Annotated in this window: 24 protein-coding genes and 1 tRNA gene; 20 read left to right on the top strand and 5 right to left on the bottom strand. The window is 59.9% G+C overall.

The window, feature by feature from the left end; all coding sequences use genetic code 11:
• From BBF94_RS03520 to BBF94_RS03535, 4 genes are all read right to left on the bottom strand, one after another.
• Window positions 1-1,651, bottom strand: a 1,651-nt coding sequence (locus BBF94_RS03520; RefSeq protein WP_065257670.1) for an alkaline phosphatase D family protein, incomplete at its 3' end; no start/stop codon positions are given.
• 71 nt (window positions 1,652-1,722) lie between these two features.
• On the bottom strand, window positions 1,723-2,466 hold the full coding sequence (locus tag BBF94_RS03525) for a hypothetical protein (protein ID WP_065257671.1): 744 nt from the start codon (window positions 2,464-2,466) through the stop codon (window positions 1,723-1,725).
• A 130-nt stretch (window positions 2,467-2,596) separates the two neighbouring features.
• Window positions 2,597-2,926: a hypothetical protein gene (locus BBF94_RS03530; protein WP_065257672.1), complete on the bottom strand. Its 330-nt coding sequence runs from the start codon at window positions 2,924-2,926 to the stop codon at window positions 2,597-2,599.
• Between the two features lie 93 nt (window positions 2,927-3,019).
• Window positions 3,020-3,104, bottom strand: a tRNA-Leu gene (locus tag BBF94_RS03535).
• 108 nt (window positions 3,105-3,212) lie between these two features.
• Between BBF94_RS03535 and queA the strand changes: the two genes are divergently transcribed.
• From queA to BBF94_RS03565, 6 genes are all read left to right on the top strand, one after another.
• The gene (gene queA / locus BBF94_RS03540) at window positions 3,213-4,262 is read left to right on the top strand and encodes a tRNA preQ1(34) S-adenosylmethionine ribosyltransferase-isomerase QueA (protein ID WP_065257673.1); all 1,050 of its coding nucleotides are present in this window, start codon (window positions 3,213-3,215) and stop codon (window positions 4,260-4,262) included.
• A gap of 14 nt (window positions 4,263-4,276) precedes the next feature.
• Window positions 4,277-5,392, top strand: coding sequence for a tRNA guanosine(34) transglycosylase Tgt (gene tgt, locus BBF94_RS03545; protein ID WP_176704406.1), 1,116 nt, complete (start codon window positions 4,277-4,279; stop codon window positions 5,390-5,392).
• A gap of 43 nt (window positions 5,393-5,435) precedes the next feature.
• Entirely contained in the window at window positions 5,436-5,771 is a 336-nt protein-coding gene (gene yajC / locus BBF94_RS03550) for a preprotein translocase subunit YajC (protein WP_065257675.1), read from the top strand.
• 64 nt (window positions 5,772-5,835) lie between these two features.
• On the top strand, window positions 5,836-7,704 hold the full coding sequence (secD, locus tag BBF94_RS03555) for a protein translocase subunit SecD (protein ID WP_065257676.1): 1,869 nt from the start codon (window positions 5,836-5,838) through the stop codon (window positions 7,702-7,704).
• 9 nt (window positions 7,705-7,713) lie between these two features.
• Window positions 7,714-8,628, top strand: coding sequence for a protein translocase subunit SecF (secF, locus tag BBF94_RS03560; protein WP_065257677.1), 915 nt, complete (start codon window positions 7,714-7,716; stop codon window positions 8,626-8,628).
• Between the two features lie 121 nt (window positions 8,629-8,749).
• Window positions 8,750-9,298 (top strand): glycine zipper 2TM domain-containing protein, encoded by a 549-nt coding sequence (locus tag BBF94_RS03565; RefSeq protein ID WP_065257678.1) that lies wholly within the window; start codon window positions 8,750-8,752, stop codon window positions 9,296-9,298.
• A gap of 99 nt (window positions 9,299-9,397) precedes the next feature.
• On the opposite strand, the gene suhB is transcribed toward BBF94_RS03565, so the two are convergent.
• Window positions 9,398-10,216, bottom strand: coding sequence for a type III secretion system regulator SuhB (gene suhB, locus BBF94_RS03570; RefSeq protein WP_065257679.1), 819 nt, complete (start codon window positions 10,214-10,216; stop codon window positions 9,398-9,400).
• 145 nt (window positions 10,217-10,361) lie between these two features.
• Here suhB and trmJ point away from each other — a divergent pair, with 145 nt between their 5' ends.
• From trmJ to BBF94_RS03640, 14 genes are all read left to right on the top strand, one after another.
• A complete protein-coding gene (gene trmJ, locus BBF94_RS03575) occupies window positions 10,362-11,132 on the top strand; it encodes a tRNA (cytosine(32)/uridine(32)-2'-O)-methyltransferase TrmJ (RefSeq protein WP_065257680.1) in 771 nt (256 codons plus the stop codon).
• 2 nt (window positions 11,133-11,134) lie between these two features.
• A complete protein-coding gene (gene cysE / locus BBF94_RS03580) occupies window positions 11,135-11,911 on the top strand; it encodes a serine O-acetyltransferase (RefSeq protein ID WP_065257681.1) in 777 nt (258 codons plus the stop codon).
• A 168-nt stretch (window positions 11,912-12,079) separates the two neighbouring features.
• Window positions 12,080-12,571, top strand: a complete 492-nt coding sequence (iscR, locus tag BBF94_RS03585) for a Fe-S cluster assembly transcriptional regulator IscR (RefSeq protein WP_007956690.1) — start codon at window positions 12,080-12,082, stop codon at window positions 12,569-12,571.
• A gap of 50 nt (window positions 12,572-12,621) precedes the next feature.
• Entirely contained in the window at window positions 12,622-13,836 is a 1,215-nt protein-coding gene (locus BBF94_RS03590; RefSeq protein WP_065257682.1) for an IscS subfamily cysteine desulfurase, read from the top strand.
• A 101-nt stretch (window positions 13,837-13,937) separates the two neighbouring features.
• A complete protein-coding gene (iscU, locus tag BBF94_RS03595; protein ID WP_003227907.1) occupies window positions 13,938-14,324 on the top strand; it encodes a Fe-S cluster assembly scaffold IscU in 387 nt (128 codons plus the stop codon).
• Window positions 14,325-14,352: 28 nt separating this feature from the next.
• On the top strand, window positions 14,353-14,676 hold the full coding sequence (iscA, locus tag BBF94_RS03600; protein WP_017904917.1) for an iron-sulfur cluster assembly protein IscA: 324 nt from the start codon (window positions 14,353-14,355) through the stop codon (window positions 14,674-14,676).
• Window positions 14,677-14,684: 8 nt separating this feature from the next.
• Window positions 14,685-15,206, top strand: coding sequence for a co-chaperone HscB (hscB, locus tag BBF94_RS03605; RefSeq protein ID WP_065257683.1), 522 nt, complete (start codon window positions 14,685-14,687; stop codon window positions 15,204-15,206).
• 51 nt (window positions 15,207-15,257) lie between these two features.
• Window positions 15,258-17,123, top strand: coding sequence for a Fe-S protein assembly chaperone HscA (gene hscA / locus BBF94_RS03610; protein WP_065257684.1), 1,866 nt, complete (start codon window positions 15,258-15,260; stop codon window positions 17,121-17,123).
• Window positions 17,123-17,464, top strand: a complete 342-nt coding sequence (gene fdx, locus BBF94_RS03615) for an ISC system 2Fe-2S type ferredoxin (protein WP_065257685.1) — start codon at window positions 17,123-17,125, stop codon at window positions 17,462-17,464. Before hscA ends, fdx begins: the two co-directional genes overlap by 1 nt.
• A gap of 14 nt (window positions 17,465-17,478) precedes the next feature.
• Entirely contained in the window at window positions 17,479-17,679 is a 201-nt protein-coding gene (gene iscX, locus BBF94_RS03620; protein WP_065257686.1) for a Fe-S cluster assembly protein IscX, read from the top strand.
• A gap of 88 nt (window positions 17,680-17,767) precedes the next feature.
• Window positions 17,768-18,193: a nucleoside-diphosphate kinase gene (ndk, locus tag BBF94_RS03625; protein WP_065257687.1), complete on the top strand. Its 426-nt coding sequence runs from the start codon at window positions 17,768-17,770 to the stop codon at window positions 18,191-18,193.
• 29 nt (window positions 18,194-18,222) lie between these two features.
• On the top strand, window positions 18,223-19,371 hold the full coding sequence (gene rlmN, locus BBF94_RS03630; RefSeq protein ID WP_065257688.1) for a 23S rRNA (adenine(2503)-C(2))-methyltransferase RlmN: 1,149 nt from the start codon (window positions 18,223-18,225) through the stop codon (window positions 19,369-19,371).
• Between the two features lie 12 nt (window positions 19,372-19,383).
• Entirely contained in the window at window positions 19,384-20,142 is a 759-nt protein-coding gene (gene pilW / locus BBF94_RS03635; protein WP_065257689.1) for a type IV pilus biogenesis/stability protein PilW, read from the top strand.
• Window positions 20,142-21,173: a RodZ domain-containing protein gene (locus tag BBF94_RS03640; RefSeq protein ID WP_065257690.1), complete on the top strand. Its 1,032-nt coding sequence runs from the start codon at window positions 20,142-20,144 to the stop codon at window positions 21,171-21,173. The genes pilW and BBF94_RS03640 overlap by 1 nt, the downstream gene beginning before the upstream one ends.
• Window positions 21,174-21,175 lie beyond the last annotated feature (2 nt).

Genomic DNA, 21,175 nt, shown 5'->3' on the forward strand with positions numbered 1-21,175 from the left:
GTGGGAACTCGTTTTTGATGCCGCTGCTGGTGATCTGCCAGATATGCGGACCGGCCTTGCGGTGTCGGATAAGCACTTCGTAAACGAAGGAATAATGCACGTCCCCCGACAGCACCACGTAACTACCGGGTGTACGGGTGTGTCGGAAAATGTTCAGGATCACCTGAGCGGCGCCGCGATGGGCCATCCAGTTTTCCGCGTCCACCAACAGGGGATATCCGCACCAGCTGAAGACCTTCTGCACGGTTTCGATCAGCTTCACGCCGAAAATCGGTGCCGGCGAGACGATGATCGCCGACGGATGATCGAGCAGTTCCTGTTGCAGTTCGCAAAGGGCTTCCCAGTCCAGCAGACCGGAAGGTTGCTTGAGCGCCATCTCGCTGCGCCAGCGTCGGGTGCGGGTGTCGATTACCACCAGGGCCGGGCTGGTCGGCAGCACGAAATGCCAGTGCTGAAAGCGCAGCAGATCATCGATCAGTTCGTCCTGTACCGGGGAGTCGAGATAACGATCATTACTGCTGGCGCTCAGGCGCCGGGTTTTCTCCAGCAGTTCTTTGAAGACATCCGGGTTGTTGCCCCAGCCCTGGCACAACAGATAGGCGATCAGCGCGTTTCCGATGATGCGCCTGGAGAACGGATGGCCATAGGCGGTTTCCTCCCATTGCGCGGAAAGATTCCAGTCATCGGTGATGTCGTGATCATCGAAGATCATCAGGCTCGGCAAGTGCGCCAACGCCCGGGCGACATTGCCCAGACCTGCCTTGAAGGTATCGATCCGGGTCTGTTCCAGGACATAGCGCTTGCGACGCTCGGGTCTCAGCGCCGGCATTTGCGGGTCGATCAATGTCCATGGCGTCGGTGACCACACCAACAAGTACATGGCCATGACTTCGGCGAACGTCACCAGATGGTTGTCCGCGCTGCTGCTGCTGAAAATCGGCTTGCGTGCGCCACCGAAAAATCGCTCACGCAAAGTCTCGTTGCTCTCGAGCGCCGGTAACAAATCTGCACGGTGGTAATAACTGGCCGGGTGTTCGTAGAGTCGGGCGCTGTCGCTGACCACGGCGCCTTCGAGTTGCTCACCGAACAGGCCGAGCCGCTCGATCAAGGCATGAATCGCCCGCAACATCGGGCCGGCGACGTCATCGGCGTAAATCTGATCACCGCTCATCATCAGCAGGGCCGGGCGTTGTTGTGGCGCGGTTTCAGCCGCGAGCAGTTGATCGACACAGAGCAAACCGTCAGCCGCAGGGTGGTGCGGTTTGCGGCAGGAGCCGTGGAGCAGTTGATCGATCCGTGAGCGCACGACAAGGTTCGGGCACGTGGCGCTGCCGTACAAGAGATGCGGCGCCCAGTCGGCGACGGGATGCCGGCCATCGATCAGCAAGTCGTAATCGACCTGCGTGTCGCAGGGCAGGGGGCTGTCGAGCGTGACGTCTATCAGGTGAATGAATGCACGACTTCCCACGGGAATGACCGTGCATTTCCCGGCATCCAGCGGAATGTCTCCTATGCCTTGCAGGTGCAAAGTCAACGACAGCTCGCGACTGCCTGCCAGCCAAAGCACGATGCGCGTCGGTTCCAGACGTCGCAGCAGCGGCCCGGCCAGGACAGCAGGCAAAGGATTCAAGTCATCAAATGTCGGAGGCATCAGGGGAAAAGCTCGAGGCGCACAGGCTGGCGATGATAGCTCAGCCTGTGCCTTCAACCCTTAAGCGAGGCTTAAGAGTCCGCCTTTTGCAGTCTCAGCGCCAACAGGCGCCATTCGGCTGGCTTTGCGTCGACGCTGGGTTGTTCCTGTACGGAGCAGTCGAAACGGTAGGTGACGTCGTCGCCATTCATGTTTCGCGCGGTGACGCTGTTGCTGAAGGAGTAGACCTGATCCTTGAAGCGTTGCGGTGCGATGCTTTTGCTGTCGGCAAAGCGGGCAGACGCGGGGAAGCGCAAGGTGCTGGTCACGAACGGGCTGCACATGACATACGCGAGCATCGACTTGTCACCCTGCGCATCGTTGCGCAGTTTTTTGCTCAGGGCTGTCAGGGCTTTGCGCCCCTGGTCGTCACTCTGGTCCAGCACGGTTTGCACCGACAGGGTCTTCGGCGCCCGACTGGCGTAGTTCGGCAGCAAGGCTGAGTCCGGCGGTGAGGGTTTGTTGTCCGGCTCGATAGCGGCAAATACCGGCGCGGCTTTCAGAGCAGCCTGGCTTGCGGTCGACTCGGCTTCCGGCAGCAGGGAGGTTGGCTCTGCGTCCTGCGCCACGACGTTTTCAGTCTGCGTGGCTTCGTAATCATGCGCGGACGGAAACAGTGAAAGCGTGATCGACAACACCACCATCGCGACAATAAAGCCGCCCGCCGCACCGACCAGGTTGCCGTAAAACAGATTCCAGCTGCCGCGGTTCTTCACCACCCAGCGCCACATGAAACCCCAGGCCGCGACAAATGCCAGAAAACGCAGAAACTCCATTCGATCCTTTCCTTAAACCTGCAAAAACCGGAAATCAGCGTCGCCCCGACGATGGGCGCTGAAGATGGGCGGCAAGATATCAAAATAGCAGCGGCGCGCCACTTCCAGAGCGCGCCGATCTGGCCGTTGTTTACAGGACGTCTTTCAAATAGCGCTTCAAGGCGAGCAACGGGGCATCGAGCTGCTCCAGCGTTTGTGCCTGGCTGAACTCGGTCGACAATCGCTTCAGTTCTCGCCCCATCGGTTTGTCCACACCGCCAAGAGCGTCCATTGCCAGGCTCAGGCATTCATTCATCTTGAACTGGATAGTCTCGATGTCACCCCGGCGCACCAGCAGTTCGAAAACGTCCCTCTCGTAATCACCCATGACCAGATCATCCCGCAAAATCGGGCTCAGGCCTTCTTCCTCGTAGGCGAGTTTCAGGGAGAAAAGGGCGACTGTTTCCAGTGACGTTTCCATGGGGTGAACCTGTGCGAGATCTCGCCGGAGGGCCAGCGGCACTTTCCGGCAGGCGAAAAAAAAGGCCTTGCAAAGCAAGACCTTTTCTAATTTTGGTGCCCCGAGGGAGACTCGAACTCCCACTCCTTTCGAAAACGGATTTTGAATCCGCCGCGTCTACCAATTCCGCCATCAGGGCTCAATGGCGGCGAAGTATAGAGAGGTGCCTACCGTTGGTCAATCACGTTTCATGGTCAATTTTCGATATTTCCGCTAGACTTTCCGGCCCTGCTAGACGAACCCCATCATGCGCGTTGCTGACTTTACCTTCGAGCTTCCTGATTCGCTGATCGCCCGCCATCCTCTGGCCGAGCGTCGCGGTAGTCGCCTGTTGACACTGGACGGGGTCAGCGGCGCCCTGGCACACCGTCAATTCACTGATCTGCTGGAGCATTTGCGCCCGGGCGATCTGATGGTGTTCAACAATACCCGGGTGATTCCGGCGCGGCTGTTCGGGCAGAAAGCCTCCGGCGGCAAGCTGGAAATCCTCATCGAGCGCGTGCTCGATACGCACCGCGTGCTGGCCCATGTGCGCTCCAGCAAGTCGCCGAAACCGGGTTCGAAGATCCTCATTGACGGTGGTGGCGAAGCCGAAATGCTGGCGCGTCACGATGCGCTGTTCGAGCTGGGCTTCGCCGAGGAAGTGTTGCCGTTGCTCGACCGGGTCGGGCACATGCCGTTGCCTCCCTATATCGATCGCCCGGACGAAGGTTCGGACCGCGAGCGTTATCAGACCGTGTATGCCGAGAAGCTGGGTGCGGTGGCTGCACCGACCGCCGGGCTGCACTTCGACCAGACGCTGATGGAAGCGATCGCCGCCAAGGGCGTCGAGACCGCATTCGTGACGCTGCACGTTGGCGCCGGTACCTTCCAGCCAGTGCGCGTCGAGAAAATCGAAGACCATCACATGCACACCGAATGGCTCGAAGTCGGCCAGGATGTGGTCGATGCCGTTGCGGCCTGCCGCGCCCGGGGTGGCCGGGTGATTGCCGTGGGCACCACCAGCGTGCGTTCGCTGGAAAGCGCCGCCCGCGATGGCGTGCTCAAGCCGTTCAGTGGCGACACCGATATCTTTATCTACCCGGGGCGGCCGTTCCATGTGGTCGATGCCCTGGTGACCAACTTCCATTTGCCTGAATCCACGCTGCTGATGCTGGTTTCGGCATTCGCCGGTTATCCGGAAACCATGGCCGCCTATAAAGCCGCCGTGGACAACGGATACCGCTTTTTCAGCTACGGTGATGCGATGTTCATTACCCGTAATCCCGCACCGCGTGGCCCTGAGGAAACACTATGAGTCGCCAATGCCGTATGTCGTTTGAGCTGCTTGCCACCGATGGCAAGGCTCGTCGTGGTCGCCTGACCTTTCCCCGTGGCACCGTCGAGACGCCGGCCTTCATGCCGGTGGGCACCTACGGCACGGTCAAGGGCATGCTGCCGCGGGATATCGAGGCGATCGGCGCGCAAATCATTCTGGGCAACACCTTTCATCTGTGGCTGCGACCTGGCACCGAAGTGATCAAGGAGCACGGCGACCTGCACGATTTCATGCAGTGGAAAGGCCCGATCCTGACCGACTCCGGCGGTTTCCAGGTGTTCAGCCTGGGCGCCATGCGCAAGATCAAGGAAGAGGGCGTGACTTTCGCTTCTCCGGTCGACGGCTCGAAAGTGTTCATGGGGCCGGAAGAGTCGATGCAGGTCCAGCGCGATCTGGGCTCGGACATCGTGATGATTTTCGATGAATGCACCCCGTATCCGGCTGATGAAGACGTCGCCCGTGTGTCCATGGAGCTGTCGCTGCGCTGGGCGCAACGTTCGAAGAATGCCCATGGCGACAATACGGCGGCGCTGTTCGGCATCGTTCAGGGCGGCATGCATCAGAATCTGCGCATGCGCTCGCTGGAAGGCCTGGAGAAGATCGGCTTCGATGGCCTGGCCATCGGCGGTCTGTCGGTGGGCGAGCCGAAGCATGAAATGATCAAGGTGCTGGATTACCTGCCGGGCATGATGCCGGCTGACAAACCTCGTTACCTTATGGGCGTTGGCAAACCGGAAGATCTGGTTGAGGGTGTGCGCCGCGGTGTGGACATGTTCGATTGCGTGATGCCAACCCGTAATGCCCGCAACGGGCATCTGTTCATTGATACAGGCGTGCTGAAGATCCGTAACGCGTTCCATCGCCATGATGATTCGCCGCTGGATCCGACCTGTGATTGCTATACCTGCCAGAACTTCTCCCGCGCTTATCTGCATCACCTGGACAAGTGCGGCGAAATGCTGGGAAGCATGCTCAATACCATCCATAACTTGCGCCATTATCAGGTGCTGATGGCTGGTTTGCGCGAGGCTATTCAACAGGGTACATTGGCCGCCTTTGTCGATGCCTTCTACGCCAAACGCGGGCTCCCCGTTCCGCCTTTGGACTGAGTTTTCTGACCCCAAGATTCAACATTTGCAACTGGAGTGCTAAATGAGCTTTTTTATCTCTAACGCCATGGCTGACGCGGCCGCACCGGCTGCAGCGCCTATGGGCGGCGGCTTCGAGTGGATTTTCCTGGTCGGCTTCCTGGTCATCTTCTACCTGATGATCTGGCGTCCACAGGCCAAGCGCGCCAAAGAGCAGAAGAACCTGCTGAACAGCCTGCAGAAGGGTGACGAAGTGGTCACCACCGGCGGCATCGCCGGCAAGATCACCAAAGTGGCCGATGACTTCGTGGTTCTGGAAGTTTCCGACACCGTGGAAATGAAGTTCCAGAAGGGCGCCATCGCCGCCACGCTGCCAAAAGGCACGCTGAAAGCGATCTAAGGTTCCAACTTCTACTCAATCGACGGGGCGCGCAAGGCGCCCCGCGTTCATAACGGGCGGCGTGATGCTGAACAAATATCCTCTGTGGAAATACATTCTGATCCTGGCGGTGCTGGCGATCGGTCTGATTTATTCCGCTCCCAATCTGTACCCCGATGACCCGGCCATTCAGATCAGCGGCGCCAGCACGGCCCTGCAGGTCAATCAGGCCGACCTGGACCGCGCGAGCACCGCGCTCAGGGAGTCCGGGATCAACGTCAAGGCTTCGAATCTGGCAGCGAACGGCAAGGGCGGTCTGATCCGTCTGACCAAGGCAGAAGACCAGTTGCCGGCCAAAGACGTTGTGCGCAAGGCATTGGGTGATGACTACGTCGTCGCGCTGAACCTGGCACAGACCACTCCGCAATGGCTGCGCAATCTGGCCGCGCACCCGATGAAGCTGGGTCTGGACCTGTCCGGTGGCGTGCACTTCCTGCTGGAAGTGGACATGGAAAAAGCCCTCGATGCACGCCTGAAAGTCTATGAAGGCGACGTCAAGAGCCTGCTGCGCAAAGAGAAGGTGCGTTACCGCAGCCTGCCGCAGCTCAACGGCGCCATTCAGCTGGGTTTCAGCGATGCTGACTCCCGCGAGCAGGCCCGTGCGCTGATTCGCAAGAACTTCAACGATTTCGACATTGTTCCGGCCGATCTCAACGATCAACCGGTGCTGCGTCTGGCGATGACCCCGGCCAAGCTGGCGGAAATCCGTGAATACTCCATCAAGCAGAACCTGACCACGGTGCGTAACCGTGTCAACGAACTGGGTGTTGCCGAGCCTCTCGTCCAGCGTCAGGGCGCCAACCGTATCGTGGTTGAGCTGCCGGGCGTGCAGGACACTGCCGAAGCCAAGCGTATCCTGGGCAAGACCGCCAACCTCGAGTTCCGTCTGGCTGCCGAACCGGGTGCTTCGAAAGCAACCTCCGAGACTTTCGAGTTCCGTGAAGGCAAGCGTCCTCCGGCGCAGATCGAGCGTAGCCTGATCATCACCGGTGACCAGGTGACCGACGCCAAGGCCGGTTTCGGCGAGCACGGCACCCCTGAAGTGAACATCCGTCTGGATGGTCACGGTGGCGAGCTGATGAGCCGCGCGACCCGCAGCAACGTCGGTCGCAGCATGGCGGTGATCTTCATCGAGCAGCGTCCGGTGACCACCTACGTCAAACAGATGGTCGACGGCGTCGAGAAAGACGTACCGGTGCAGAGCTTCAAGGAAGAGAAGAAGATCATCAGTCTGGCGACCATTCAGTCGCCGTTGGGTGCGCAGTTCCGCATCACCGGCCTGAACGGCCAGGGCGAGTCCTCCGAGCTGGCGCTGCTGCTGCGTGCCGGTGGTCTGGCGGCTCCGATGTACTTCGCTGAAGAACGCACCATCGGCCCGAGCCTGGGTGCGGACAACATCACCAAGGGTATCGATGCATCGCTGTGGGGCATGCTGTTCGTCTCGCTGTTCATCATCGCCATCTACCGCTTCTTCGGTCTGATCGCCACTGTCGCACTGGCGGTGAACATGGTGCTGCTGCTGGCGCTGATGTCGCTGCTGGGGGCAACCCTGACCCTGCCGGGTATCGCCGGTATCGTGCTGACCATGGGCATGGCGGTCGACGCCAACGTGCTGATCTTCTCGCGGATCCGTGAAGAGATCGCCGCCGGCATGACCGTACAGCGTGCAATCAACGAAGGCTTCGGCCGGGCATTCACCGCGATTCTCGACGCCAACCTGACCACCCTGCTGGTCGGCGGCATCCTCTTCGCCATGGGCACCGGCCCGGTGAAGGGCTTTGCAGTGACCATGTCCCTCGGGATCTTTACCTCGATGTTCACGGCCATCATGGTGACCCGCGCGATGGTCAACCTGATCTTCGGCGGTCGTGACTTCAAGAAGTTGTGGATTTAAGGGGCTGCCATGTTACGTACAATCAACTTCATGGGCGTTCGCAACTTCGCGTTCGGCGTCACATTGTTCCTTACCGTGCTGGCTCTGTTCAGCGTGTTCCACAAGGGCATGAACTGGGGCCTGGACTTCACCGGCGGTACGCTCATCGAGCTGACCTACGAGCGTCCGGCCGATGTCACCAAGGTGCGTGAGCAACTGGTTACCGCCGGTTATCACGAAGCCATCGTGCAGAACTTCGGTGCGACCACCGACCTGCTGGTGCGCATGCCCGGTGAAGACCCGCAGTTGGGTCATCAGGTGGCGGATGCGCTGCAAAAGGTTGGCGGCGAAAACCCGGCGACGGTCAAGCGAGTCGAGTTCGTCGGCCCGCAGGTCGGTGAAGAACTGCGCGACCAGGGCGGCCTCGGCATGCTGCTGGCGCTCGGCGGCATCCTGATCTACCTGGCTTTCCGCTTTCAGTGGAAATTCGCGGTCGGCGCCATCGTTTCGCTGGTTCACGACGTGATCGTGACCGTGGGCATCCTGTCGTTCTTCCAGATCACCTTCGACCTGACGGTGCTGGCGGCGGTGCTGGCGATAATCGGTTACTCGCTGAACGACACCATCGTCGTGTTCGACCGGGTGCGTGAGAACTTTCGCGTACTGCGCAAGGCTTCGCTGATCGAGAACATCAACATCTCGACCACGCAGACCCTGCTGCGCACCATGGCCACTTCGATCTCCACCTTGCTGGCGATCGCGGCGCTGCTGTTCTTCGGTGGCGACAACCTGTTCGGCTTCTCCATCGCCCTGTTCATCGGTGTTCTGGCGGGTACGTATTCGTCGATCTACATCGCCAACGTGGTGCTGATCTGGCTGAACCTGTCTTCGGAAGACCTGATTCCGCCGGCCAATACCGAGAAGGAAATCGACGACCGCCCTTGACGGCCTTCGTTTTCCCGGTTGTCGGTCAAAAAAGGGCGCGAGTTGAACTCGCGCCTTTTTTATTGCTCCAAGGCTGGGAGAAGCGCGGGCGCGTCCCGCAAGTGACGGTCAGGAGGTTCATGTGAACAAGTCGATGCTGGTTGGTGCGGTATTGGGTGCTGTCGGTGTGACTGCCGGTGGTGCGGTCGCCACCTACAGCCTGGTGAAAAGCGGCCCGGAGTACGCTCAGGTTCTGGCCGTTGAACCGGTCAAGACGCAGATCAAGACGCCACGTGAAGTTTGCAAGGATGTTACCGTGACCCGGCAGGCGCCGGTCAAGGATCAACACCAGATTCTCGGTACCGCCATCGGTGCCGTGGCGGGTGGTTTGCTGGGTAACCAGATCGGCGGCGGCACTGGCAAGAAGATTGCCACGGTGGCCGGTGCGGTCGGTGGTGGTTATGCCGGCAACAAGGTGCAGGAAGGCATGCAGAATCGCGATACCTACACCACTACCCAGACTCGCTGCAACACGGTGAATGACATCAGTGACAAGGTCGTGGGCTATGACGTCCGCTATTCGCTGGACGGCAAGGAAGGCAAGGTGAGGATGGATCGTGATCCGGGCAACCAGATTCCGGTCGACAAGGAAGGCAGGCTGATCCTGTCGCAGAATCAGCCGGGTCAGTGATTGACTGGTGACGCATACAAAGAAGCACCCTTCGGGGTGCTTTTTCATGTCCATAAAAAAACACCCCGAAGGGTGTTTTTTATGGAGGCAGCGAAACGCTTAGCGCTTCAGCGAAGCCGGCAGGTGCGGCTGGATCGCCGTCAGAACTGCCTTGAAGCATTTGGTGTTGCCGGCTACGACGTGGCCTTTTTCAAGGAAGTCGTGACCGCCGGTGAAGTCGCTCACCAGACCGCCGGCTTCCTGAATCAGCAGGGCGCCTGCGGCCATGTCCCACTCGGACAGGCCCGACTCCCAGAACGCATCGAAACGACCGGCGGCCACATAGGCCAGGTCCAGGCTCGCCGAACCGGCGCGGCGGATGCCGGCAGTCTGGCCAACCAGGGCGCGGAACATGCCCAGGTAGTTGTCGAGGTTGTCCATCTGGTCGTCACGGAACGGGAAACCGGTACCCAGCAGGGCGCCGTCCAGGCTGGTGCGACCGCTGACGCGCAGGCGACGACCGTTCAGTTGAGCGCCGCGACCACGGCTGGCGGTGAACTCTTCCTGACGAACCGGATCCAGAACGACGGCGTGTTCAAGGCGACCACGGTATTTGCAGGCAATGCTGACAGCGAAGTGAGGAATGCCGCGCAGGAAGTTGGTGGTGCCGTCCAGTGGATCGATGATCCACAGGTATTCGTCGCCTTCGATACCGCTGCCGGCGTGCACGCCGGTTTCTTCACCCATGATCGAATGATTCGGGTAAGCCTTGCGCAGGGCGTCGATGATTTTCTGTTCGGCGGCGCGATCCACCTCGGATACGTAATCCTTGGCGTCTTTTTCGTCGACCTTGATGGTATCCAGGCGCTCGATGGAGCGGAAGATCAGTTCACTGGCGCTGCGGGCGGCGCGCAGCGCGATATTCAGCATTGGCTGCATGGATGTGTCACCTAAGGTTGTTAAAGAAAGCCGCGCATTCTATCAGAACTTTTCTTCAGGTGAAGGTCGCTGTTCGCTTTCATAGCTTAACGGTAGGCTGTTCTGTAAGATTTGCACCCCTTTGCCAAGTCCGAGAGCGCCTGACGTGCTGCAAAACATTCGTGTCGTCCTGGTCAATACCAGCCACCCGGGAAACATCGGCGGGACCGCGCGTGCCATGAAAAACATGGGTTTGTCGCGACTGGTGCTGGTCGATCCGCGAGCCTTTCCGCATCACGAAGCCGACGCTCGTGCTTCGGGTGCCGGTGACATCCTTGAAAACGCACAAGTCGTCGCCACTTTGGAGGATGCCCTGGTCGGCTGCAATCTGGTGCTTGGCACCAGCGCTCGCGACCGGCGTATTCCCTGGCCGCTGCTGGATCCGCGCGAATGCGGAGTCAAGGTGGTCGAGGAGGCCGGGCAGGGTGCAGAAATTGCACTGGTATTCGGGCGTGAAGACTCCGGCCTGACCAACGACGAGCTGCAGCGATGTCATTTTCACGTGCACATCCCCTCCGATCCTCAATTCAGTTCGCTGAATCTCGGGGCGGCGGTGCAGGTGCTGAGTTATGAGGTGCGCATGGCCTGGCTGGCCGCGCAAGGGCAGCCGACCCGGATCGAGAAAGAGGAAGTGGCCTCCGTGAAAAGCGCCGAGCTGGCGACCATGGATGAGCTGGAGCGATTCTATGAACACCTGGAACAGACCCTGGTGGCCATTGAATTCCTCGATCCGGAAAAACCACGGCACTTGATGGCGCGCCTGCGTCGGTTGTACGGACGCAGCTCGGTCAGTCGGGCGGAAATGAATATTTTGCGTGGCATCCTCACGGAAACCCAGAAAGCGGCCCGTGGCGAGCTCCTTAAGCGGAAGGATTAAAGATGTTCGAGCGTTTGCGTGAAGATATCCAGAGCGTATTCCACCGAGACCCGGCGGCGCGTAACGCTTTTGAAGTCCTGACCTGCTACCCCGGCATGCATGCGATCTGGATTCATCGATTGGCCGGCATGCTCTGGCGCAACGATCTGAAATGGCTGGCACGGCTGGTATCGAACTTCGGTCGCTGGCTGACCGGGATCGAGATTCATCCGGGTGCGAAAGTGGGTCGACGTTTCTTCATCGACCATGGCATGGGCATCGTGATCGGCGAGACCGCTGAAATCGGCGATGACGTGACGATTTATCAGGGTGTGACCCTTGGTGGCACCAGTTGGAACAAAGGCAAGCGTCACCCGACCCTGGGGGATGGCGTGGTCGTGGGTGCGGGCGCGAAGGTGCTCGGACCGTTCACGGTCGGTGCCGGTGCCAAGGTCGGCTCCAACGCTGTGGTGACCAAGGAAGTGCCGCCGGGTGCCACGGTGGTGGGCATTCCCGGACGAATCATCGCCAAATCCGATGATGAGACTGATGCCAAGCGCAAGGCCATGGCCGAGAAGATCGGTTTCGATGCCTATGGTGTGAGCGGAGATATGCCGGACCCGGTGGCGCGCGCCATCGGTCAACTGCTCGATCATTTGCAGGCGGTGGATGGCCGTCTGGAAGGAATGTGCGGGGCATTGAAGGATCTGGGCAGCAATTATTGCGCGAAGGATCTGCCCGAACTGCGCGAAGAGGACTTCGCCTGTGTAAAAGGCAAGGACGAATCCACGACTCATTGAAGCGCTTGCAGGGCTGTTGCCGACCGGTGTGCCATTAAGCCGCAGACCCTGCTATCATTCGCGCGCTCTTTTGCGGGTAAACCCGACTAAAGCACTAGGTCTTATAGTTGACTTAAATGCTCGGGAATTGCATACTCCCGCCCATTCCGAACTCCGTGGTAATTGTCCATGCGACTGACTACAAAAGGCCGATACGCCGTGACCGCCATGCTTGACCTGGCGTTGCACGCGCAGCACGGGCCGGTGTCCCTGGCCGATATCTCCGAGCGCCAAGGCATCTCCCTGTCCTATCTCGAACAGCTTTTCGCCAAGCTGCGCCGCAGCAACCTGGTTTCCAGTGTGCGCGGTCCGGGTGGTGGCTACCAGTTGTCCCGCGACATGCAGGGCATACAGGTCGCCCAGGTGATCGATGCGGTGAACGAATCGGTCGATGCCACCAAATGCCAGGGCCAGGGTGACTGCCATTCCGGCGACACCTGCCTGACCCATCACCTGTGGTGCGACCTGAGCCTGCAGATTCACGAATTTCTCAGCGGTATCAGCTTGGCCGACCTCGTAACTCGCCGTGAGGTGCAGGAAGTGGCCCAGCGTCAGGATCAGCGTCGTTGCAATGGCAAGGCGCCGCGCCTGGACAAGATTGAAGCGTCCGCCGTCGAATGACAGCCAGAGAGCCAGCGGCACGCCAGCCAGCCTGATTTAGGAGATAGTCCATGAAATTGCCGATTTACCTTGATTACTCTGCGACCACCCCGGTCGATCCGCGCGTTGCGCAAAAAATGAGTGAATGCCTGCTGGTCGACGGGAACTTCGGTAACCCGGCGTCCCGTTCCCACGTGTTCGGCTGGAAAGCCGAAGAGTCCGTCGAAAACGCCCGTCGTCAGGTGGCCGATCTGGTCAACGCCGATCCGCGCGAAATCGTCTGGACCTCCGGTGCCACCGAGTCCGACAACCTGGCAATCAAGGGTGCGGCACATTTCTACGCCTCCAAGGGCAAGCACCTGATCACCTCCAAGATCGAGCACAAGGCTGTCCTGGACACCATGCGCCAACTGGAGCGTGAAGGTTTCGAAGTCACCTACCTCGAGCCGACCGAAGACGGTCTGATCACCCCGGCCATGATCGAAGCGGCGCTGCGCGAAGACACCATCCTGGTGTCGGTGATGCACGTGAACAACGAAATCGGCACGGTCAACGACATCGCCGCCATCGGCGAACTGACCCGTTCCAAGGGCATTCTGTTCCACGTCGACGCCGCTCAGTCCACCGGCAAGGTCGAAATCGACCTGCAGAAACTGAAAGTCGACATGATGTCGTTCTCTGCCCACAAGACCTACGGTCCGAAAGGCATCGGCGCGCTGTACGTCAGCCGCAAGCCGCGTGTTCGCATCGAAGCGACCATGCACGGCGGTGGTCACGAGCGCGGCATGCGTTCCGGCACCCTGGCGACCCACCAGATCGTCGGTATGGGTGAGGCATTCCGTGTGGCCAAGGAAGACATGGCTGCCGAAAGCGTTCGCATCAAGGCGTTGAGCGATCGCTTCTACAAGCAGGTCGAGCACCTGGAAGAGCTGTACGTCAACGGCAGCCTGACCGCCCGCGTTCCGCACAACCTGAACCTGAGCTTCAACTACGTTGAAGGCGAGTCGCTGATCATGGCGCTCAAGGATCTGGCGGTTTCGTCCGGTTCGGCCTGCACCTCCGCCTCTCTGGAGCCTTCGTACGTACTGCGTGCCCTGGGTCGCAACGACGAACTGGCGCACAGCTCGATCCGCTTCACCTTCGGCCGCTTCACCACCGAAGAAGAAATCGATTACGCCGCGCAGAAAGTCTGCGAGGCCGTTACCAAGCTGCGCGCACTGTCGCCGCTGTGGGACATGTACAAAGACGGCGTCGATATCTCGAAGATCGAGTGGGCGGCACACTAAACATAGAAGCCGCCGGATACGGAACCTGTAGCGACGCGGCGATTTGCGCAGCGCTGCTGCAGGGCCTCAAGAGCGGCCCTGATGAGTGAGGATTGAGAATCATGGCTTACAGCGAAAAGGTCATCGACCACTACGAAAACCCGCGTAACGTCGGCAAGATGAATGCCGAAGACCCGGATGTTGGCACCGGCATGGTCGGCGCCCCGGCGTGCGGCGACGTGATGCGCCTGCAGATCAAGGTCAACGACCAGGGCGTTATCGAAGACGCCAAGTTCAAGACCTACGGCTGCGGTTCGGCTATCGCTTCCAGCTCCCTCGCCACCGAGTGGATGAAGGGCAAGACCCTGGACGAAGCTGAAACCATCAAGAACACCCAGCTGGCCGAAGAACTGGCCCTGCCGCCGGTGAAAATCCACTGCTCGGTACTCGCTGAAGACGCCATCAAGGCGGCCGTTCGCGACTACAAGCAGAAGAAAGGCTTGATCTAAGCATTGGGCGACGAGTAAGGAGTCAACGATGGCTATCAGCATGACAGAAGCGGCTGCTCGACACGTGCGACGCTCCCTGGACGGGCGCGGCAAGGGTGAAGGGATTCGTCTGGGTGTTCGCACCACAGGCTGTTCCGGCCTTGCCTACGTGCTGGAGTTTGTCGACGAGGTGGTTGCGGAAGATCAGGTGTTCGAGAGTCACGGTGAAAAAGTGATCATCGACCCGAAAAGCCTGGCCTATCTCGACGGCACCGAGCTCGATTTCGTCAAGGAAGGGTTGAACGAAGGCTTCAAGTTCAACAACCCCAACGTACGCGGTGAGTGTGGCTGCGGCGAAAGCTTCAACGTCTGAGGCCGGTCGTGGGTATTCCTTGTCATTTCGCTTTATTCGAGTTGCAGCCAGGTTTTCGTCTGGATCTCGAGCAATTGGCCTCGCGCTACCGCGAGCTGGCGCGCGGTGTTCATCCGGATCGTTTCGCCGACGCTTCCGAGCGTGAGCAGCGTTCGGCGCTCGAGCAGTCCGCGCGGCTCAACGATGCCTATCAGACGCTCAAGAGCCCGGCCCGGCGTGCGCGTTACCTGCTGACCATCAGCGGGCATGACGTGCCGATGGAAGTCACGGTCCACGATCCCGAGTTTCTGTTGCAGCAGATGCAATGGCGCGAAGAACTCGAAGATCTGCAGGACAGTGCCGATCTGGAGGGTGTCGCCGCCTTCAAGCGTCGCCTGAAAAACGCCCAGGAACAGCTGAACGAAAGCTTCGCAGCCTGTTGGGATGATGCTGCGCAACGCGAACAGGCCGAGCGCCTGATGCGGCGCATGCAGTTCCTCGACAAGCTCACCTACGAAGTGCGCCAGTTAGAAGAGCGCCTCGACGATTAACCCAGTGCCGCTCCGGTCGCACGCCTGATATACAGATAAGTCCTGATCACGATGGCCCTACTGCAGATCGCCGAACCCGGCCAAAGTCCTCAACCGCACCAGCGTCGTCTGGCTGTGGGGATCGACCTGGGTACCACCAATTCGCTGGTCGCTGCGTTGCGCAGTGGTCTTTCCGAGCCGCTGGCCGATGCCGAAGGGCGAGTCATCCTGCCTTCCGCCGTGCGGTATCACGCCGATCGCGTCGAAGTCGGCGAGTCGGCCAAACTGGCTGCATCCTCCGATCCCCTGAATACCGTGCTGTCGGTCAAGCGCCTGATGGGCCGTGGCCTGTCCGACGTCAAGCAGCTGGGCGATCAACTGCCGTATCGCTTTGTCGGCGGTGAATCGCACATGCCGTTCATCGACACCGTGCAGGGTCCGAAAAGTCCGGTCGAAGTCTCCGCCGATATCCTGAAAGTGCTGCGTCAGCGTGCTGAGGCCACCCTCGGTGGCGAGTTGGTCGGCGCGGTGATCACCGTCCCGGCGTATTTCGACGATGCGCAACGCCAGGCTACAAAAGATGCGGCAAAGCTTGCCGGTCTGAACGTGCTGCGTCTGCTCAACGAGCCGACTGCAGCGGCGGTGGCCTACGGTCTGGACCAGCATGCCGAAGGCCTGGTCGCGATTTATGACCTGGGCGGCGGTACTTTCGATATTTCGATTCTGCGCTTGACTGGCGGTGTCTTCGAGGTCCTGGCCACCGGTGGCGACAGTGCCCTGGGCGGTGACGATTTCGACCACGCGATCGCTGGCTGGATCATCGAGCGTGCGGGCCTGTCCGCCGATCTGGATCCGGGCGCACAGCGCAATCTGCTGCAAACCGCCTGCGCGGCCAAAGAGGCCCTGACGAATGCGGACAGCGTTGAAGTCGCTTACGGCGGCTGGAAAGCGCAGCTGACCCGTGAAGCCTTCGATGCGCTGATCGAGCCGATGGTGGCCCGCAGCCTGAAAGCCTGCCGTCGTGCCGTTCGTGATTCCGGTGTCGAGCCGGAAGACGTGCACGCCGTGGTCATGGTGGGTGGTTCGACCCGTGTCCCACGTGTTCGCGAAGCCGTCGCCGAGGTCTTCGGTCGTCAGCCGTTGACCGAAATCGACCCGGATCAGGTGGTGGCCATCGGGGCTGCGATCCAGGCTGATACACTGGCCGGCAACAAGCGCGATGGCGGCGAACTGCTGCTGCTCGACGTGATTCCGCTGTCCCTGGGGCTGGAAACCATGGGCGGCCTGATGGAAAAGGTGATTCCACGCAATACCACCATCCCTGTCGCTCGCGCCCAGGACTTCACCACCTATAAAGACGGCCAGTCGGCCATTGCCATTCACGTGTTGCAGGGCGAGCGCGAGCTGATCAGCGACTGCCGTTCTCTGGCGCGTTTCGAGTTGCGTGGTATTCCGGCGATGGTCGCCGGTGCAGCCAAAATTCGTGTGACCTTCCAGGTCGATGCCGACGGTCTGCTCAGCGTCTCTGCCCGTGAGCTGGGTTCGGGCGTCGAGGCCAGCATCCAGGTCAAGCCGTCCTACGGCCTGACCGACGGCGAAATCGCCAGAATGCTCAAGGACTCGTTCCAGCATGCCAATGACGACAAGGTCGCCCGCGTTCTGCGTGAGCAGCAAGTCGATGCCCAGCGCCTGATCGAGGCGGTGCAGGGGGCTCTGGAGGCGGATGGCGAGCGTTTGCTCGACGCCGAAGAGCGCATGGTCATCGATCTGCAGGTGCAGGAACTGACCGAACTGATGAAAGGTACCGATGGCCATGCCATCGAGCAGCAGACCAAGCGTCTGTCGCAAGTGACCGATGCCTTTGCTGCCCGCCGCATGGATCAGACGGTGAAAGCCGCTCTGTCGGGGCGCAACCTGAATGAAATCGAGGATATCTGATGCCGCAGGTCATTTTTCTGCCCCACGAGAAGTTCTGCCCTGAAGGCATGGTGGTCGAGGCCGAGCCCGGCACATCGATTCTCGAGCTGGCCCACGAACACCATATCGAGATGGAAAGTGCCTGCGGTGGCGTCTGCGCCTGCACCACCTGTCACTGCATTATTCGCGAGGGTTTCGACTCGCTGGAAGAAGCTGACGAACTGGAGGAAGATTTCCTCGATCGTGCCTGGGGTCTTGAAGCGCAATCGCGTCTGGCCTGTCAGGCTCTCGTCGGTGAGGAAGACCTCACCGTCGAAATTCCGAAATATTCGCTTAACCATGCGGCCGAAGCGCCGCACTGACTGGTAAGACTGTCATGAGCTACGGTTGGAATGATGTTCAACGTATTGCAGAAGAGCTGGCGGAAGCCAAACCTGATGTAGATCCGTTTTCTGTCAATTTCGTCGACCTGCAGCGATGGATCATGGAGTTGCCCGACTTCGACAACAACTCTGGCCGTGTCGGCGAGAAGGTGTTGGAAAAGGTTCAGGAGCTCTGGAACGATGAAATTGACTGATCGTCCTTGCAGGTTAGGCAATACCCAAGAACCCGCGTATAATTCGCGGGTTTAATTTTTCGCAAATTACCGTTTCTGGAGTTACACCATGGCTGTTCAACGTACTTTCTCCATCATCAAGCCTGACGCCGTTGCAAAAGGCGCTGCCGGCGAAATCGTTACCCGTTTCGAAAAGGCTGGTCTGAAAGTGGTCGCTTCGAAAATGAAGCAACTGTCCAAAGCCGAAGCCGAAGGCTTCTACGCTGAGCACAAAGAGCGCGGTTTCTTCGGTGACCTGGTTGCTTTCATGATCTCCGGTCCGGTTGTCGTTCAGGTTCTGGAAGGCGAAAACGCCATCGCTCGCAACCGTGAGCTGATGGGCGCCACAAACCCTAAAGAAGCTGCTCCAGGCACCATCCGTGCCGACTTCGCCGAGTCGATCGACGCCAACGCCGTTCACGGTTCGGACTCCGAAGCCGCTGCTGCTCGCGAAATCTCGTACTTCTTCGCAGCTACTGAAGTAACCACTCGCTAAGCATTGGCTTAAAGAGTGAAGGTGAATCCATGACTACATCGACTGTTAAAACAAACCTGCTGGGTCTCACCCAGCCGGAAATGGAAAAGTTCTTCGACTCAATCGGGGAGAAGCGTTTCCGTGCCGGTCAGGTAATGAAATGGATTCACCACTTTGGCGTGGATGATTTCGACGCCATGACGAACGTCAGCAAGGCCTTGCGCGAAAAGCTCAAGGCCGTTGCTGAAGTTCGCGGTCCCGAAGTGGTCAGCGAGGACATCTCCAGCGACGGCACCCGCAAGTGGGTGGTGCGCGTGGCGTCCGGCAGCTGTGTCGAGACCGTTTACATTCCCCAGGGCAAACGCGGCACTCTTTGCGTTTCGTCCCAGGCGGGCTGTGCCCTGGACTGCAGTTTCTGCTCCACCGGCAAGCAAGGCTTCAACAGCAACCTCACCGCCGCCGAAGTCATCGGCCAGGTGTGGATTGCCAACAAATCCTTCGGCAGTGTTCCGGCTACCATCGATCGCGCCATCACCAACGTGGTGATGATGGGCATGGGCGAACCGCTGCTGAACTTCGACAACGTCGTGGCCGCCATGCATCTGATGATGGATGACCTGGGCTACGGGATCTCCAAGCGCCGCGTGACCCTGTCCACGTCGGGTGTGGTGCCGATGATCGATGAGCTGGCCAAGCACATCGATGTCTCCCTGGCGTTGTCCTTGCACGCACCGAATGACGCATTGCGTAACCAATTGGTGCCGATCAACAAGAAATATCCGCTTAAGATGCTCCTCGATTCGTGTGTCCGCTACATGTCCGCCCTCGGCGAGAAGCGCGTGCTGACCATCGAGTACACCTTGCTCAAGGACGTCAACGACAAACTTGAGCACGCCGTGGAGATGATCGAGCTGCTCAAGGATATTCCCTGCAAGATCAACCTGATTCCGTTCAACCCGTTCCCGCATTCCGGCTACGAGCGGCCGAGCAACAACGCCATCCGCCGGTTCCAGGATCAGCTTCACCAGGCAGGTTTCAACGTCACCGTCCGCACTACCCGTGGTGAAGACATCGACGCGGCTTGCGGTCAATTGGTCGGGCAGGTGATGGATCGCACCCGTCGCAGCGAACGTTACATCGCCGTGCGCGAACTGAGCGCCGACAGCGATCTGGCACAGAACGCCGCGAACCCTAACTAAGAGAGGATCTCTATGTCCCTGCGCTTTGCGCTGCTGTTGCTGTTGGCCAGCCTGAGTGCTGGTTGTGTCCTGTCGGGTGACTACAACCCGATGAAGACCAGCAAAGGCCGCGACGAGGCGCGGGTTGCCTACGTGCAGCTGGGACTGGGTTATCTGCAGCAGGGAATGACCGAGCGAGCCAAGGTGCCCCTGAAGAAGGCCCTTGAGCTGGACGGCTCGGACCCTGATGCCAACGCTGCCCTCGGGCTGGTGTTCCAGGCGGAGATGGAGCCGAAGCTCGCCGACGAGCACTTTCGCAAGGCGTTGTCATCCCGTCCCGCCGACGCCCGCATCCTTAACAATTACGGCAGTTTTCTCTACGAAGAGCAGCGTTACAAGGAAGCCTACGAGCGTTTTGAACAGGCCGCCGCCGATACCCTGTATCCTGAGCGTTCACGCGTGTTCGAGAACCTCGGCATGACGGCATCGAAGCTGGGGCAGCGTGAGCTGGCGCAGCAGCAGCTGGAAAAGGCCCTGCGTTTGAACCAGCAACAACCCCGGGCGTTGCTGGAAATGGCTGAGTTGTCCTACGAAGACAGGCATTATGTGCCGGCGCGTGACTATTACGACCGTTTCAGCCAGCTGTCCGAGCAGAATGCACGTAGTCTGTTGCTCGCCGTTCGGTTGGCAAAAGTATTTGAAGATCGCGACAAGGCCGCCAGTGCAGGCCTGCAATTAAAACGACTCTATCCCGGTACGCCGGAATATCAGCAATACCTGTCGGAGCAATGATGAAAGCGGCGCATCCCGAAGTTGTAGCAGCGACTCGCGTTAACCCCGGTGAGACCTTGCGCCAGGCCCGCGAAAGCAATGGCTGGTCGCTGGCCGAAGTGGCCCTCAAGCTCAACCTTACCGTGACCTCCCTGACCAACCTCGAAGCCGGCGCCTTCGACAAGCTGCCGGGGCATACCTTCGCTCGCGGTTATATCCGCGCCTATGCCAAATTGCTCGGGATGGATCAAGCGGTCCTGGTCCAGCAGTTCGACCAGTCCACCGGCACCGATTCCCAGGGCAGCAATGTCCATGCCCTTGGCCGGATCGAAGAGCCGGTCCGGGTTTCCCACACCATTTTGCGGATCGTCAGCCTGCTGTTGCTGATTGCAGTCATCGGCGGCGGTTTTGTCTGGTGGCAGGATCAGACCTCGCTGCGGACCAAGGATCTGACCACGCTGGCTCCCGAGCACGTCGAGGTCGAAGGCGCTGACGGTACCACGCAGATTCATCCGATCGACGAGCCGGAAGACCAGGCCGTTGCCGAAGGTCAGACCGAGGGCGCGACGGCGCTGGCACTGCCTCAATCGGAAACCGCTGCAGAATCGACCGGTGCCGAGCCAGTGGCACCGGCAACTGCACCGACAGCCCCGGCGGCGCCGGTTGCTCCGGCTCATACCCCGGCCCCGGTTGTCGCCGCTCCGGCCGCACCTGCTGCCAATGTTCCTGCCACTCCGGCACCGACCGTTACTGCGCCAGTCGCTCCTGCCGCCCCGGCACCAACGGCGGAAGTCGCCACTCCGGTTGCCGGCGAAGGCCAGGTGCAACTGCAGTTCACCGGCGATTGCTGGGCACAGGTCACCGATGGTCGCGGCAAGGTTCTGTTCAGTGGTCTCAAGCACAAAGGCGACAGCGTTTCCGTGGCCGGCAAGCCACCGCTGGCCGTGCGTCTGGGTGTTGCCCGGGCGGCGCAGGTCAGCTACAACGGCCAGCCGGTCGATGTCGCTCCGTTCACCAGTGGCGAGACTGCTCGCCTGAAGTTGGGTCAATAAGT

This window comes from Pseudomonas bananamidigenes (genome assembly GCF_001679645.1).
Classification (GTDB): Bacteria; Pseudomonadota; Gammaproteobacteria; order Pseudomonadales; family Pseudomonadaceae; genus Aquipseudomonas; species Aquipseudomonas bananamidigenes.

What these genes read in the sequence shown, in the direction of transcription:
- BBF94_RS03525 (WP_065257671.1), bottom strand. Translation starts at nt 2,466, where the DNA reads ATGGAGTTTCTGCGTTTTCTGGCATTTGTCGCGGCCTGGGGTTTCATG.
- BBF94_RS03530 (WP_065257672.1), bottom strand. Translation starts at nt 2,926, where the DNA reads ATGGAAACGTCACTGGAAACAGTCGCCCTTTTCTCCCTGAAACTCGCC.
- queA (WP_065257673.1), top strand. Translation starts at nt 3,213, where the DNA reads ATGCGCGTTGCTGACTTTACCTTCGAGCTTCCTGATTCGCTGATCGCC.
- tgt (WP_176704406.1), top strand. Translation starts at nt 4,277, where the DNA reads ATGTCGTTTGAGCTGCTTGCCACCGATGGCAAGGCTCGTCGTGGTCGC.
- yajC (WP_065257675.1), top strand. Translation starts at nt 5,436, where the DNA reads ATGAGCTTTTTTATCTCTAACGCCATGGCTGACGCGGCCGCACCGGCT.
- secD (WP_065257676.1), top strand. Translation starts at nt 5,836, where the DNA reads ATGCTGAACAAATATCCTCTGTGGAAATACATTCTGATCCTGGCGGTG.
- secF (WP_065257677.1), top strand. Translation starts at nt 7,714, where the DNA reads ATGTTACGTACAATCAACTTCATGGGCGTTCGCAACTTCGCGTTCGGC.
- suhB (WP_065257679.1), bottom strand. Translation starts at nt 10,216, where the DNA reads ATGCAGCCAATGCTGAATATCGCGCTGCGCGCCGCCCGCAGCGCCAGT.
- cysE (WP_065257681.1), top strand. Translation starts at nt 11,135, where the DNA reads ATGTTCGAGCGTTTGCGTGAAGATATCCAGAGCGTATTCCACCGAGAC.
- iscR (WP_007956690.1), top strand. Translation starts at nt 12,080, where the DNA reads ATGCGACTGACTACAAAAGGCCGATACGCCGTGACCGCCATGCTTGAC.
- BBF94_RS03590 (WP_065257682.1), top strand. Translation starts at nt 12,622, where the DNA reads ATGAAATTGCCGATTTACCTTGATTACTCTGCGACCACCCCGGTCGAT.
- iscU (WP_003227907.1), top strand. Translation starts at nt 13,938, where the DNA reads ATGGCTTACAGCGAAAAGGTCATCGACCACTACGAAAACCCGCGTAAC.
- iscA (WP_017904917.1), top strand. Translation starts at nt 14,353, where the DNA reads ATGGCTATCAGCATGACAGAAGCGGCTGCTCGACACGTGCGACGCTCC.
- hscA (WP_065257684.1), top strand. Translation starts at nt 15,258, where the DNA reads ATGGCCCTACTGCAGATCGCCGAACCCGGCCAAAGTCCTCAACCGCAC.
- fdx (WP_065257685.1), top strand. Translation starts at nt 17,123, where the DNA reads ATGCCGCAGGTCATTTTTCTGCCCCACGAGAAGTTCTGCCCTGAAGGC.
- iscX (WP_065257686.1), top strand. Translation starts at nt 17,479, where the DNA reads ATGAGCTACGGTTGGAATGATGTTCAACGTATTGCAGAAGAGCTGGCG.
- ndk (WP_065257687.1), top strand. Translation starts at nt 17,768, where the DNA reads ATGGCTGTTCAACGTACTTTCTCCATCATCAAGCCTGACGCCGTTGCA.
- rlmN (WP_065257688.1), top strand. Translation starts at nt 18,223, where the DNA reads ATGACTACATCGACTGTTAAAACAAACCTGCTGGGTCTCACCCAGCCG.
- pilW (WP_065257689.1), top strand. Translation starts at nt 19,384, where the DNA reads ATGTCCCTGCGCTTTGCGCTGCTGTTGCTGTTGGCCAGCCTGAGTGCT.
- BBF94_RS03640 (WP_065257690.1), top strand. Translation starts at nt 20,142, where the DNA reads ATGAAAGCGGCGCATCCCGAAGTTGTAGCAGCGACTCGCGTTAACCCC.